The sequence below is a fragment of the Aeromonas sp. DNRA1 genome (genome assembly GCF_963888745.1).
Taxonomy (GTDB): domain Bacteria; phylum Pseudomonadota; class Gammaproteobacteria; order Enterobacterales; family Aeromonadaceae; genus Aeromonas; species Aeromonas hydrophila.
In genome coordinates this window covers 217,678-231,195 of the sequence record NZ_CAWPKQ010000001.1, presented here as the reverse complement: position 1 = coordinate 231,195, position 13,518 = coordinate 217,678, and the positions used below count along the sequence as shown (strand labels likewise).

Genomic DNA, 13,518 nt, shown 5'->3' with positions numbered 1-13,518 from the left:
GATCACATTTTATGTTCAAAACCATTTTTACTTTTCTGCGGCAACAGCTGCCGAAATTGAAACCCTCCTGGCCCCTGCTCGGTGCTGTGCTCTGGGGGCTGGCTCTCATCCTGGTGTGGTGGCTGGGCCCTCGTCTCGAGGTGCGTGGCGCCAAGCCGTTCGAGCCGCTGTGGGGGCGGGTGGTGTTCACCCTGCTCTGGCTCTGGTTGCTGCTGGGGGTGGCCTCCTGGCGGGTGTGGCGCAAGATGCAGCAGCTCAAGGCCGAGCGTCAGCACGAGGTGGTGCTGGAGCAGGACCCGGTCAAGGGGCTCATCGACAGGCAGGCGCTGTTCCTCGATCGCTGGCTGCAGGCGTTGAATACCCATCTGGGCAAGGGGGCGCTCTACGCCATGCCCTGGTATCTGGTGCTGGGGCTGCCCGGCAGCGGCAAGAGCAGCCTCATTCACCGCGCCAACCCGGCCAACAAGCTCAACCCGAGACTCGATACCGAGCTGCGGGACGTGGCGCAGGATCAGCTGGTGGATTGCTGGTTGGGGGAACAGGCCGTGATGCTGGATCCCGCCGGTGTGCTGCTCTCCCAGAGCGAAGCCGAACTGGATCCGCAGGCGCGCAAGCATGAGCGGCTCTGGCTGCACCTGCTTGGCTGGCTCAATGAACACCGCCGTCGCCAGCCCCTCAACGGCCTGGTGCTGACCGTCGATCTGGCTTGGCTCTCCCACGCCAGCGTGGCCGAACGCAAGGCCTATGCCCAGCTGATGCGCTCGCGCCTGCAGGAGGTGTCGGCCACCATGAATACCCGGTTGCCGCTCTATGTCACCTTTACCAAGCTCGATCTGCTGCGCGGCTTTGAGGTGATCTACCAGCAGCTCGACAAGGAGGCCCGCGAGGCCGTGCTGGGGGTGACCTTCAAGCCGGGCGCCGACTGGCAGCAGGATCTGGCCCTGTTCTGGGATCAGTGGGTGGACAACCTCAACCAGAATCTGCCCGAACTGATGCTGAGCCGGCTCGATGCCGCCCAGCGCAACGCGCTGTTCTCGTTCGTGCGCCAGCTGGCGGGCCTCAAGGATTACGTGACCAGCCTGCTGGCCGAGACCCTGGCCATCGAGGAGAGCAAGCCGCTGCTGGTGCGCGGGGTCTATGTCAGCTCCGTCTATCAGCAAGGGGTACCGTTCGATGCGTTTGCCCAGGCGGCCTCCCGCCGCTACAACCTGCCAGAGCCCATCCACTCGGCCCTGCGCGGGGAGTCCAACACCTATTTCGTGCGCCAGCTCTTCTCCTCCATCATCTTCCCGGAGGCCCATCTGGCCGGCGAAAACCGGCTGCACACCCTCTATCGCCGGCGCCGCATGGCCATCGGCCTCAGCTGTCTGTCGCTCTTCTCGGCCGCCCTCATCGGTGGCTGGCACTACTTCTACCGGGTCAACGAGGAGGCGGGGCGCAACGTACTGACCAAGGCCCAGGCCTTCATGGAGACCAATGAGGTGGCCGACGCCCACGCTTTCGGGGTGAGCCAGCTGCCGCGCCTCAACCTCATTCGCGAGGCGACCCTCTCCTTTGGCAACTACCGCGAGCGGATGCCGCTGGTGGCCGACCTCGGCCTCTATCAGGGGGACGAGATTGGTCCTTATGTGGAAGGCTCCTACCTGCAACTGTTGAGCCTGCGCTTCCTGCCGGCCCAGATGCAGGGATTGCTGGCCGATCTCAACCAAGCGCCTGCGGGGAGCGAGGAGAAGCTCGCTATCCTGCGGGTGATGCGGATGCTGGACGATGCGTCTGGTCGCAACAAGGAGCTGGTGGCGCAGTACATGGCGAGCCGCTGGCAGAAGGCCTTCCCGGGGCAGGGGGCGGTGCAGGAGCAGCTGATGGGGCACCTGGACTATGCTCTCGACCACACTAACTGGTATGGCGCCAGGGCTGAGCGGGATCAGGCCGCCATCACCGCCTTCGTGCCGTTCAAGGAGCCGGTCTACGGTGCCCAGCGCGAGCTCGGCAAGCTGCCCATGTATCAGCGGGTCTACCAGAATCTGGTGGTGAAGGCGGGTGATGTATTGCCGCCGGATCTCAACGTCCGTGACGAGGTGGGCCCCACCTTCGACACCGTGTTTGCCCTGCGCAGCGACAACGCCGGCCAGGTGCCGCGCCTGCTCACCTGGCCCGGTTTCAACGATTTCTTCCTGAAACAAGACAAGGCGCTGATCGATCTCACCGCGATGGATGCCTGGGTACTGGGCCAGCGCAAGCTGAGCCAGCTGAGCGAGGCCGATCGCAAGGAGATCACCCGTCAGGTCAACGACCGTTACGTCACCGATTACGTCAACCAGTGGCAAAAACTGCTGACCAATCTGGACGTGCAGACCCTGGAGAGCCCGGAGCAGGCGCTGGACGTGCTCGCTGCCATCACCGGCAACGATCAGCCGTTCCAGCGGGTACTGGCCTCGCTGGATGACAACACCCGCATTCGCAAGATCTCCGACGTGGAAGGGGATCCGGCCCAAGCCATCAGCGCCCGCATCGGTCGTCCCTTCATGGCCACCAACGCGGCGCTCAGCGGTCGCGGCGAGCAGGGGCCGCTCATCTCCGAGGTCAACCAGAAGCTGGTGGAGCTGCAGCACTATCTCGAGCTCATCGTCAACGCCACCGAGCCGGGCCAGTCTGCCTTGAAAGCGGTGCAACTGCGCATGACCAACAAGTACGCCGATCCGGTGTTCGCCCTGCAGCAATATGCCCGCAGTCTGCCAGCCCCGCTCGATCGCTGGGTGGGTCAGCTCTCCGAGCAGAGCTCGCGACTGGTGATCGATCTTGCCATGTCCTCCCTCAATCAGGAGTGGCAGGACAAGGTGCTGGCCCCCTTCAACAGCCAGCTGGCCGGCCGTTATCCGTTTGATCCAAGCTCAAACAAGGACGTTCCCCTCTCCGAGATGGAGCGCTTCTTTGCGCCTAACGGGACGCTGGACAGCTTCTATCAGGTCAACCTCAAACCCATGGTGGAGAGCGGCCTGATGGAAGGGGAGTTCAGCTCGCCCATCCAGGCCGAGCTGGTCAAGCAGCTGGACCGTGCTGCCCGCATCCGTCAGATCTTCTTCAGCCAGCAGGGCAACCTGGAGGTGCAGTTCGCCCTTGAGCCCATCGAGCTCACCGCCAACAAGCGGCGCAGCGTGCTGAACCTGGACGGCCAGCTGCTGGAATACGCCCATGGCCGTCGTACCAAGATCCCGTTGGTGTGGCCCAACACCATGCGCGACGGAGCCGAGAGCAAGATCACCCTGGTGCCGGCCGCTCGCGAGCGTTCACCGCGCAGCGAAGGCTTCGTCGGCCCCTGGGCCATGTTCCGCCTGATGGACAAGGGGGAGCTGACCCAGGTCAATGACGCCACCTTCGATGTGCGCTTCCCGGTGGATCAGGGTGCCATGACCTATCGCGTCTACACCGACAGCGCGCAAAACCCCTTCACCGGCGGCCTGTTCAGCCAGTTCAGACTGCCCGAATCACTCTATTGATCGCGTCGGGGGCACGTTGTGCCCCCTTCCTGCGTTGGAAGTCCATATGTCACAGAATCAACAAGGTCAGCAGGCCCTGAAAGTGGGGCGCGACCCCAGGATGTTGCCGGAGTACGAGGCGCTGCGGGCCGAGATCAACAAGCTCAGCCACGCTTCGCGCCCCGAGGTGGACTGGCAGCGGATCCATCAGCTCGCCAGCCTTATCTTCGAAAAACACGGGGTGGATCTGCAGACCGCCATCTACTTCACCCTGGCCCGTTCGCGCCTGCAGGGGTTGAGCGGTTTTACCGAAGGGTGCGAGTTTCTTGCCAACCTCATCGTCACCCAGTGGGAGAGCTTCTGGCCGCCGGTCCATCAGGAGCGGGCCCGCATCGAGATGCTCGACTGGTTTATCGCCCGCATCAGCGACGTCATTCGCCAGTACCAGATCAGCCACGAGGACAAGCGGCTGATCTATCGCTGCGAGCGGGCGCTGCAACTCATCAGCGAGAAGCTGCACAACGCGGATCTGAGCCGCATTCCCCGGGTCGAGAATCTGGTGCATTTCATCGAGGGGTATACCCACCTGTTCGATGAGACCGAGATCGTCATCGTCTCCGACGAGCCGGGCCTCAAGGAGGATCTGCAGATCCCGCCCATGGTGTTCTTCAAGTCCGACCTGGAGAGTGAGCAGGGCAGCACGGTTTCGGCATCGACACCGCACCTGCCCCAGGGCAGCATTCTGGTGGGGCGCGAGAAGGGGCAGGTCAAGCCCACCGTGCTGAAGATTGAGCAGCACCGCCGGCAGCGCCCCGCCTGGTTCTGGTTTGGCTGCGGCCTGCTCAGCTGCGCCCTGCCGGTGATGGGGTGGCTGGGCTGGCAGCAACAGCAGCAGGAGAAGACCGTGGCGGCCCAGCGTCTGGTGCAGCCGGCCGCCGAGCTGCCCCGAGCACTCAGCTATGACGACATTCGCCAGGCCCGCATCGTGCTGGGGGAGCAGACCCTGCAGAACATGGAGAGCGATCTGGTGGCCCGCTACCAGAACCAGTTGACCCGGCTTGAGCAGACGTCGCCGCTCTACTGGTATCGCTACGGCGAGGGGCTGCGCAACTCGCTCTCGATGCTCTATCCCGACTCGTTGGCGGTCAAGGCGCTGGACAAGCAGTGGCAGACGCAGCTTGGCGGCCAGCAGGGGGATGTCATCAGCGTGCCCACCTACCTGGATGCCCGCGCCGGGGTGGATGCCCTGCTTGATCAGCTGCTGGAGCTGGAGCGCCAGCGCAAGACGGTGACCATCTCCTACCTCAAGTCCCAGCTCTACGAAGTGCAGAAGAACCTGATGCAGAACATCCCGTTCAGTCTGCGCCTCGGTGAACTGGAGGCGAGAAAAGCCTCCCAGGAGCCCATTACGGCTGCCGAGCTCAAAAGCCTGGAAAATGATCTGAAAGCGCTCAACATCCGCCTCTATCAGCTGCAACAGGGCGTTTCTGATAGCTGAAAATGCCGCCCTGAGCAAAAAGTTGCGCAAAATGTGGTGGGTTTGACTGGCAAGGCAAGGTTTGCCGGGAAACTTGCCCTGTCTTGCGCAATGGATTGCAGCAGATTGGTCTGATGCCGCGAGCTTGAATCGTAATTGACTGATTTTTAATGTGATTGTGGGCGACTTTGCCATGGCATGGAGGCTGCTGGGTCGCCGTTCCAACTGTCTCTGCACCAGGCTGCGCTTGCACCATGGTTGCCCCACGGAGAATCCAGATGTGTCCTTCTATTGCATTGCTCGGTGACATCGGCACCGACCACGATGGTTTCCACCCATCCCCCGTGATTGCCGCCAGCCCGGATGTGTTCCTCGATGGCAAGCCGGTGGCCCGCCAGGGCGATCCGCTGGCCCCCCACGACAAACCCAACAATCCACCCCATCCGCGCAGCATCTCGGGCGGCGTTGGCTCTGTGCTGGTCAACGGCAAGCCCATCGCCGTGACCGGTACCGCCGTCGGCTGCGGCGGCGTGGTGATTGGCTCAGGCAGCGGACAGGCAGGTTAAGGAGCGCTTCATGGCAGACAGCACAGGATTACAATTTACCGTCAAGGTGGGGGCCCTGCCCGAGAGCACCTTCGTGGTGGCCGAGTTTGCGCTGGATGAAGCGCTCAACCGGCCATTCAACCTGCGCCTTGAGCTGGCAAGTGCCCAGCCCGATATCGACTTCGGCGCCGTGCTGGACCAGCCGTGCGAGCTGCTGGTGTGGTACAACGGTGAGCTGCAGCGCCGGGTGTGCGGGGTGGTCAGTGACTTCGCGCAGGGTGACAGCGGTTTTCGCCGCACCCGCTATCAGCTCATGGTGCAGCCGGCCCTGTGGCGGCTGTCGCTTCGCCAGAACTCCCGCATCTTCCAGGCACAAAAGCCCGATGAAATCCTCAGTATCCTGTTGCAAGAGCACGGCATCACCGACTACGCCTTTGCGCTCAAAAACGAGCACGCCAAGCGGGAATACTGCGTTCAGTATCGGGAAACCGACCTCGAGTTCCTCAACCGCCTCGCCGCCGAAGAGGGGATGTTCTACTTCCACGAGTTTGAAGCGGGCAAGCACCGCATCGTGTTTGCCGATGACGCGGCCGCCCTGACCGCTGGCCCCGAGCTCTTCTTCAACCTCGGCAACCGTTCCCTCGAGCAAGGCCCCTATGTGCGCCAGTTCCACTACCGGGAGGTGGTTCGCCCCTCGGATGTGGAGCTCAAAGACTACAGCTTCAAGACGCCTGCCTACGGCCTCTCTCACAAAAAGCAGGGCAGTGAGCTCGAGCACCAGCGCGATACCTACCAGCACTTCGACTATCCGGGCCGCTACAAGCAGGACGGCAGCGGCAAGGCCTTTGCACAACATCGGCTCGATGCGCTGCGCAATGACGCGGTGGCGGGCAATGGCAAGTCCAACAGCGCAGCCCTCTTGCCGGGACAGACCTTCTCACTCACCGAACACCCGAACGGGGCGCTCAACACCGACTGGCAAATCGTGCGCATCCAGCACACCGGCTTGCAGCCGCAGGCGCTGGAAGAGGAGGGGGGCAGCGGCCCGACCGTCTATCACAACGAATTCGGGGTGGTGAAAGCCAGCACCACTTGGCGGGCGCGCATCGGCAGCCCCGAGGCACCCCACAAGCCGATGGTGGATGGCCCGCAAATCGCCATGGTGGTGGGCCCCGACGGTGAGGAGATTTACTGCGACGAGCACGGCCGGGTGAAGCTGCAGTTCCCGTGGGACCGCTACGGCAGCTCCAACGACCAGAGCTCCTGCTGGGTACGAGTCTCCCAGGGCTGGGCCGGCGGTCAGTACGGCATGATGGCCATCCCGCGCATCGGCCACGAGGTCATCGTGTCATTCCTGGAGGGGGACCCCGACCAGCCCATCGTGACTGGTCGTACCTATCACGCCACCAACCGCCCGCCCTACGAGCTGCCAGCCAACAAGACCCGCACCGTGCTGCGTACCGAGACTCATCAGGGGGAGGGTTTCAACGAACTGCGCTTTGAAGACCAGGCGGGGCAGGAAGAGATTTACATCCACGGTCAGAAAGACCTGAACGTGCTGATAGAGAACGACGCCGCCTGGCACATCAAGCACGACCAGCACACCGATATCGACAATGAGCGGGTGACCCGCATTAAGGCCAACGATCACCTGACGGTGGAGGGTGAGAAGCGCGACCAGATAAAGGCCGACTACTCGTTGACGGTGGATGCCAGCCTGCACCAGAAGTTGGGGCAGTCCCTGCTGGTGGAAGCCGGGCAGGAAGTGCATATCAAGGTGGGCGACAAGCTGGTGCTGGAGGCGGGCTCCGAGATCACCCTCAAGGGAGGCGGCAGCTTTGTGAAAGTGGACCCGAGCGGCGTCAAGCTGGTGGGCCCCGCCATCAAGCTCAATGCCGGCGGCAGCGCAGGCTCAGGCTCTGGCTGGGCTGGTCAGCCTCCCATCATCCCCAAAGGCGTGGAAGTAGTGAAAACCCCCGAACTGGTCGAGCTGGTCAAGGCGATTGCCACCGAGAAGGCGATGGAGGCGCTGCTCAAGGAGCAAGGGCCTGCGCAGACCTTTTTCGTGCCATCCCGCTAGAGGCCATAGTTCGTACGATTACGAGTGAAAAGAAAATAAGATGAAAATCCTATATCCAATGCAAGTGGGGGGCGGTGATGCTCCCAAAGAAGTTGCCTCACTTGAAGAGTTCATCGGTATGCTCAATGGTGAGCCGGGTGGCACTTTCCTGCTCGGCGGCAACCGTATCTGGCATGGCGGCATTCATTTAAGCGATAAGGGAGGTTGGCATCCAGGGGGCGCCGTACGAGCTATTGCCGATGGAGATATAGTGGCCTACCGCATCGCGTCCGATCCCGTTGCCGTGACGTTGGAGCCGGAAAAGGAAAAGCCTGGTGAGCCAATTACTCTGCATACCTCCCCTTCATTTTGCTTGGTCCGGCATCACTATGAGGCCACAGAAGAAGTTTCCGGACAGCAGCAGCCAAAGCGCAATACCCTTACCTTCTATTGCCTCTATATGCATATAGCCTGCAAAAACGCTTATCAGGGTGAGCCTGAACGTTATGTGCTGACAGGGAGCGGTGTCACTATATACAAGGCTACTGCGAGTCTGCAGTTTCAGAAAGAAGACAAGCTCGGTACGGCTCGCAAGGGAGCTGACGTTACCTTGATTGGATCACCATCGCAGCGGATGAATCTGAATAATGAGCCTTATTCTTACCAGCTAGTCAGCTATGCGACTCCAAAGAGCGATGATCCGTCAGAGTTTTATGTAGCTTCACAATTTATCAAGGAAGAACGCAAGATTGAGCCCAGCTGGATGATGGCCAAGCAAGATATTCCTTGTCTCTATCCTGTCAGTCGCAACAGCTATCTGCGTAAAAGTAAAGATCAGGGTGAAGCTGTAACAGCAGGATTGCCAAAAACGAGCAAAGTAGCACGAACCACAGCTCAGCCCGTCGTATTTTCCAATATGAAGGAGTATCTCGAGATTGAGGTCTGGGAGGTTGCGCAAGGCAAACTTACCGATGGTAAAGGGAATGTTGTACCCAATGCCTCGAAAGGTGATCGTTATTGGATTGCCAAAGAGATGTTGGGTCAACCCAGCGATGCCGTTCGGCATACCCCCATTGTTTACGACAAAGTGGAGCTGCGACATACCAATCCCATCCCTGTCAAGGTCGGTGAGGTGGTTGGACATTGGGGGGAGCATGAGACACCGAAACTGACGGCCAATGGTTTTGATCTCAATGAGGATCGTAAAGCAATCCATATGGAGATATTTGTCACAGAGAGTGACAAGGAGGCTCTTGGTAAATGTATCAGCAATGAAGGAAAGTTGGCCAAGGGACAAGAGTATTTGCTGCTCAAAAAGGGGAAGCCGGTAGACACCTATAAGTTGACCAAGGAGAATAATAAAATCGGTTACATCAAGGTGGGAGACTTTGGCCCACTGGAGGCACCCAAACCGATAAATACTCCGGATATCGTGACCCATGGTGCCGACAAATTTGTGAAGGTGGCCGAAGATCAGTATGTGCTTATTAGTGGTGACACCCGTTTGGTGAGCCAACATGAATGGGCCAGACTGGGTGCGACACTGGTTGATGGCGGCTCGGATCCCGACGGATTCCTGGACAAGGCTGATACTGACGGCAAGGAGGGGGGAGACTTTTTCAGTACCCTTTACAAAGAGCTGGTGACAGATCGTGATGGTGATGGCAGTATCAGTGCCGATGAAATCAAGACGGCGATGGCCAAAGAAATGGTCGCAGACAAAGTGCGAAAGTTGTTTATCAAGCACGAAAGTGAATGGGTAAAGCGCGATACGTGGCCAAGGCTCGAGCAAGAGCTGAAAAACATGCCGAACCTGTGCAAATATGTACTGGAAGTTACCAATAAAATGGCTTGGATAGAGAAGGCTGCTGCTGTGGTGGGGGATACCAAACCTTGGTTTATTCATCCTGCTGGCATGATGGGATTAGTGATGGATACCAAAGGAGGCGACCTTATCACTCTAGAAATGGTTTTTGCAGCTAACCTTAATCAAGATAAATCTAGCTGTGAGGCTATACTTCCATTCCTGAATGAATATGCCAAGACTTATGGTATGAAAGAAGAAAGAGCCATAGCCCATTTCTTATCCCAAGTAGGTCATGAGTCAAACTTTAAACCTGTAAGTGAGAATCTTCGTTATAGTCCTAAAGGCATGCGGAAAATTTTTGGCTGTAAAGGGGGATCTAAAAACTACGATCCTATATTAGATGATGCAAAGGAGGGAAGGTTAAGACCGAAGTTGTGGACTCATGAGAGCGATTATGCATTCAATCCTGTGGCTTTAGGAAACTATGTCTACGCCAACAGACCGGGAAGTAGAAACGGTGATGAGAGTTCTGGTGATGGATATAAATATCGAGGCAGAGGGTTGATTCAAATAACACACAAGGATGCATACATAAAGTTCACCGAAGCTCATAATGTAGCAAACCCCTCAGACCAAAAAGACTTTTTGGCTTCACCGGATGACATACTGACACTTCGATATGCTGCATCATCTGCATACTTTTTTTGGTTTATATACAAAAAAAGCTTTAATTTGCATTCAACTGCATGCACAGGGACAGTCAAAGAGGTTACAAAAATTGTAAATGGAGGAGATGCTGGTTATGAAGATAGATTAAAGAGGTTTAATGCGGTTGCTGCAGTTATTGGTATTGATGGGGCGAGAGAGTGAGCTAAGACCATATCTATTGGTTGATTCGCAAGCAGCCTTGACATGCCTTGAACTGGCCGCTCTCTTTTGGGGCTGTTTTCGTGTTTTTTATATGGGTGGCTCGAAAATATTTATGATCTCATCCTGTAGGTGTTGATAATAGTGAGTAAGAAACTGTGGGGATATAATGAAAAGATATGATTTTTTATTCTTTGTTTTTCTGTTTTTTTCTTTCTTTGTGAATGCCGCTGATATTATTCAAGGGCCCTATAGAATAAGTAATGATACAGCGAGCGTTAAAATTGAGAAAAATGATGACATAAACTGCCCGTTATCTATGGTCATATATGATAAATCATCACATTATGAGTTGGATAAAATATGTGAGAACGGCGATTACCCGAATCTCAGGAGCATTTTTTTCTTTACTCTGAAAGGTGTTAATCATATAGGAACTATAGTTTCATGGCATAATAAGCATCAGGCAGAAGGGATTGATGAGACAAATTTTGAAGTTAAGATTTATAAAAAGAACGCAGGTGGAGAATATACTGTTGATAAGGCAAAGACTTTGGATCCAGTTTTAAGTGGAACAGAGGATGGAGCCGGTGATGGAACATATAAATTTAACAATGCAATATCGGTAAAGAAATATATGAAAGAAAGATATGGTTAAGAGGTTGGCAAGGTGCGATAGACATCCAGTGAGAATATGAGGTGCACACCTTTTTCATAGCTGTTTAGCTGCATGTTAAAGAGTATTGCTGGCAGTTGGTAAGCTGGTAGTAGCATGCACAAATATAGTTACCACCTGACACCGGTCTCAAACCGGTGTCTAGCTTACACCACTCTAAGAGCGCACCTTCTTCGGAACCAATTTCAGAACCTTCTTGAGCATGCAATAAGGGGACCTGTCCCCCCATCATTAGGCCCTGACAAGACCACTGTTTGTTGTAGTGTTCTAGGTAGCTGTCCAGACCTGTATGCATCTGCTCCACGGGTTCGTCCGGGCAGTGACCATCGAGTAGGGGTCGATGTAGCCGCGCGATAAAGCTGTTGCTTACCTTGGTTTTCCGGTGGCGAATCCCTTTCAGACGCAGGAACAGCTCGTAAGGATGATAGTAAGGGCACCGATAGAACTTTCGAGACACTATAAAACTGCACCTATGAACTTCGAAGAGCAGCTGTGTGTTTCAGCATGGATGGGGTCACTGGCTGCTTGCTGCGGTAGCGTCGTCGTCAGGTGTGTTGGTTGTAGCAACCCAAACAGCTTGCAGGTACACCTCACCAATCCTCTTAAGCGAATAAGCGAAGGTATCGACCGCTATCCGCTATCCGCTCTCCGGTGTAGTGAACCTCAATATGGTGTTCTCTGAACTCGGGACTGAAGCGTTCGAGCAGGCGAATTTGCTCACCATCGGGCGAAATCGCCTGTTCACTATGGTTTTTGCGCGGTATAACAAGTGGGAGAGTAAATGCACGCCACAAAAACCGCCCGTACCGACGATTCGGACGCAAAAAGGGGTGGGCTGCTGGATTTAAATAATAAAATTAAATGTTTTGTGCAAGGAGATAATGGGGTGGCTGATGGGGCTCGAACCCACGACAACCGGAATCACAATCCGGGACTCTACCAACTGAGCTACAGCCACCACTGAAAATATCCATTAATGCCTGCATCGGAGAGATGCATGCCATCAATGGCGCGCCCTGCAGGATTCGAACCTGCGACCCACGGCTTAGAAGGCCGTTGCTCTATCCGACTGAGCTAAGGGCGCATTGCCTCGACAAGCCTGGCGGCATGTCGAAAACCTGGTCGGTGATAAAGGATTCGAACCTTTGACCCTCTGGTCCCAAACCAGATGCGCTACCGGGCTGCGCTAATCACCGAAAATCTCGTCTCCAGCATAGCGACAGCGGCTGTACTGGGCAACGGGCCGGCATCATACCCAAGCGGGAAAGCCAGCGTCAACGAATTTTTCCACCAATGAATTCAAATGCCTACTTATTGCCCTCCATGCGAGAGCCGCTAACACCCGTGGCAAAAAAATGCGACAATGCGCGGCAGTTGAACACATGGTGAGTGAAGAACGATGTCTGCCAAAATCATTGATGGAAAACAGGTTGCGCAAACGATTCGCAATCAGGTCGCAGCGCAAGTCCAACAGCGGTTGGCACAAGGAAAACGGGCGCCGGGCTTGGCGGTGATCCTGGTCGGGGTGGATCCTGCCTCGCAGGTCTATGTCGGCAGCAAACGTCGCGCCTGTGAAGAGGTGGGTTTTATCTCCCGCTCTTACGATCTGGATGCGACGGCGAGCCAGGAAGAGTTGCTGGCACTGATCGATAAGCTGAATCAAGACGCAGACGTTGACGGTATTCTGGTACAACTCCCCTTGCCGGCTCACTGCGATACGACTCAGGTATTGGAGCGTATTCGCCCTGACAAGGACGTGGATGGTTTCCATCCCTACAACGTGGGTCGGCTGGCGCAGCGTATCCCGGCACTGCGCCCCTGTACACCCAAAGGCATCATGACCCTGATTGACGCGACCGGCGTTAAAACGCACGGTTTGCATGCGGTGGTGGTCGGGGCATCCAACATCGTCGGTCGGCCGATGACGCTGGAGCTGCTGCTGGCAGGTTGCACTACCACCACCTGTCACCGTTTCACCCAGGATCTGGAAGATCAGGTTCGCCGTGCCGATCTGCTGGTGGTGGCGGTTGGCAAACCCAACTTCATTCCGGGTGAGTGGGTCAAACCGGGGGCACTGGTGATCGACGTGGGTATCAATCGGTTGGCGGACGGCTCTCTGGTCGGTGACGTGGAGTTTGAGACCGCGCGCAATCATGCCTCTTTCATCACGCCGGTGCCGGGTGGGGTTGGCCCCATGACGGTTGCCAGCCTGATGGAAAATACCCTGAGTGCCTGTCAGGACTATCACGACAACGCGCAATGATCTCCTTCTAGTCTGCTCGGGGGAACGAATTTCTCCTGTAAATTGCAGCAATAAAAAAACCGGCAACCTTGCGGCTTGCCGGTTTTTTTATTTATCCAGTTCGACTCTTACATGTTCTGTGCTTCGTTTGGCACAATGACAGAGGCGTGATTGCCTTTCGGCCCCTGCTGCAGTTCAAAGTTGACTGCTTGACCTGCTTTCAACGTCTTGTAGCCTTCCATTTGTATCGTGGAGTAGTGGGCGAAGATATCTTCACCACCTCCTTCCGGACAGATAAACCCAAATCCTTTTGCGTTGTTAAACCACTTGACTGTTCCGGTTGCCATACATCTACATCCTTTTATTGAT

General features: G+C 56.5%; 8 protein-coding genes, 3 tRNA genes and 1 pseudogene. 7 read left to right on the top strand and 5 right to left on the bottom strand.

What is annotated here, in order from left to right; all coding sequences use genetic code 11:
- Window positions 1–11: 11 nt before the first annotated feature.
- The 6 genes from tssM (at window position 12) to AACQ43_RS00985 (ending at window position 10,889) form a co-directional block, all read left to right on the top strand.
- Window positions 12–3,497, top strand: a complete 3,486-nt coding sequence (gene tssM, locus AACQ43_RS01010; RefSeq protein WP_168965468.1) for a type VI secretion system membrane subunit TssM — start codon at window positions 12–14, stop codon at window positions 3,495–3,497.
- A 46-nt stretch (window positions 3,498–3,543) separates the two neighbouring features.
- Window positions 3,544–4,974 carry a VasL domain-containing protein gene (locus AACQ43_RS01005; RefSeq protein ID WP_168965466.1) on the top strand — a complete coding sequence of 477 codons (1,431 nt, stop codon included), beginning with the start codon at window positions 3,544–3,546 and terminating at the stop codon, window positions 4,972–4,974.
- 257 nt (window positions 4,975–5,231) lie between these two features.
- Window positions 5,232–5,519 carry a type VI secretion system PAAR protein gene (locus tag AACQ43_RS01000; protein WP_017411057.1) on the top strand — a complete coding sequence of 96 codons (288 nt, stop codon included), beginning with the start codon at window positions 5,232–5,234 and terminating at the stop codon, window positions 5,517–5,519.
- Window positions 5,520–5,529: 10 nt separating this feature from the next.
- A complete protein-coding gene (gene tssI / locus AACQ43_RS00995) occupies window positions 5,530–7,578 on the top strand; it encodes a type VI secretion system Vgr family protein (RefSeq protein ID WP_168965464.1) in 2,049 nt (682 codons plus the stop codon).
- 40 nt (window positions 7,579–7,618) lie between these two features.
- Window positions 7,619–10,234: a glycoside hydrolase family 19 protein gene (locus AACQ43_RS00990; RefSeq protein WP_211162435.1), complete on the top strand. Its 2,616-nt coding sequence runs from the start codon at window positions 7,619–7,621 to the stop codon at window positions 10,232–10,234.
- A gap of 166 nt (window positions 10,235–10,400) precedes the next feature.
- Window positions 10,401–10,889: a hypothetical protein gene (locus AACQ43_RS00985; RefSeq protein WP_126882635.1), complete on the top strand. Its 489-nt coding sequence runs from the start codon at window positions 10,401–10,403 to the stop codon at window positions 10,887–10,889.
- A 174-nt stretch (window positions 10,890–11,063) separates the two neighbouring features.
- Here AACQ43_RS00985 and AACQ43_RS00980 read toward each other — a convergent pair.
- The 4 genes and pseudogenes from AACQ43_RS00980 to AACQ43_RS00965 form a co-directional block, all read right to left on the bottom strand.
- Window positions 11,064–11,662, bottom strand: a pseudogene (locus AACQ43_RS00980) (IS481 family transposase); the annotation flags it as partial.
- A 127-nt stretch (window positions 11,663–11,789) separates the two neighbouring features.
- Window positions 11,790–11,865 (bottom strand) — tRNA-His (locus AACQ43_RS00975).
- Between the two features lie 49 nt (window positions 11,866–11,914).
- Window positions 11,915–11,991 (bottom strand) — tRNA-Arg (locus tag AACQ43_RS00970).
- Between the two features lie 35 nt (window positions 11,992–12,026).
- Window positions 12,027–12,103 (bottom strand) — tRNA-Pro (locus AACQ43_RS00965).
- Window positions 12,104–12,306: 203 nt separating this feature from the next.
- Here AACQ43_RS00965 and folD point away from each other — a divergent pair.
- Window positions 12,307–13,170 (top strand): bifunctional methylenetetrahydrofolate dehydrogenase/methenyltetrahydrofolate cyclohydrolase FolD, encoded by an 864-nt coding sequence (folD, locus tag AACQ43_RS00960; RefSeq protein WP_168965462.1) that lies wholly within the window; start codon window positions 12,307–12,309, stop codon window positions 13,168–13,170.
- 107 nt (window positions 13,171–13,277) lie between these two features.
- Here folD and cspD read toward each other — a convergent pair whose 3' ends face one another.
- Window positions 13,278–13,496, bottom strand: a complete 219-nt coding sequence (cspD, locus tag AACQ43_RS00955) for a cold shock-like protein CspD (protein WP_005300025.1) — start codon at window positions 13,494–13,496, stop codon at window positions 13,278–13,280.
- Window positions 13,497–13,518: the final 22 nt, after the last annotated feature.

Bases quoted from the DNA above. Each gene is read 5' to 3' on its own strand.
- tssM (WP_168965468.1), top strand. From the start codon at position 12: ATGTTCAAAACCATTTTTACTTTTCTGCGGCAACAGCTGCCGAAATTG.
- AACQ43_RS01005 (WP_168965466.1), top strand. From the start codon at position 3,544: ATGTCACAGAATCAACAAGGTCAGCAGGCCCTGAAAGTGGGGCGCGAC.
- AACQ43_RS01000 (WP_017411057.1), top strand. From the start codon at position 5,232: ATGTGTCCTTCTATTGCATTGCTCGGTGACATCGGCACCGACCACGAT.
- tssI (WP_168965464.1), top strand. From the start codon at position 5,530: ATGGCAGACAGCACAGGATTACAATTTACCGTCAAGGTGGGGGCCCTG.
- AACQ43_RS00990 (WP_211162435.1), top strand. From the start codon at position 7,619: ATGAAAATCCTATATCCAATGCAAGTGGGGGGCGGTGATGCTCCCAAA.
- AACQ43_RS00985 (WP_126882635.1), top strand. From the start codon at position 10,401: ATGAAAAGATATGATTTTTTATTCTTTGTTTTTCTGTTTTTTTCTTTC.
- folD (WP_168965462.1), top strand. From the start codon at position 12,307: ATGTCTGCCAAAATCATTGATGGAAAACAGGTTGCGCAAACGATTCGC.
- cspD (WP_005300025.1), bottom strand. From the start codon at position 13,496: ATGGCAACCGGAACAGTCAAGTGGTTTAACAACGCAAAAGGATTTGGG.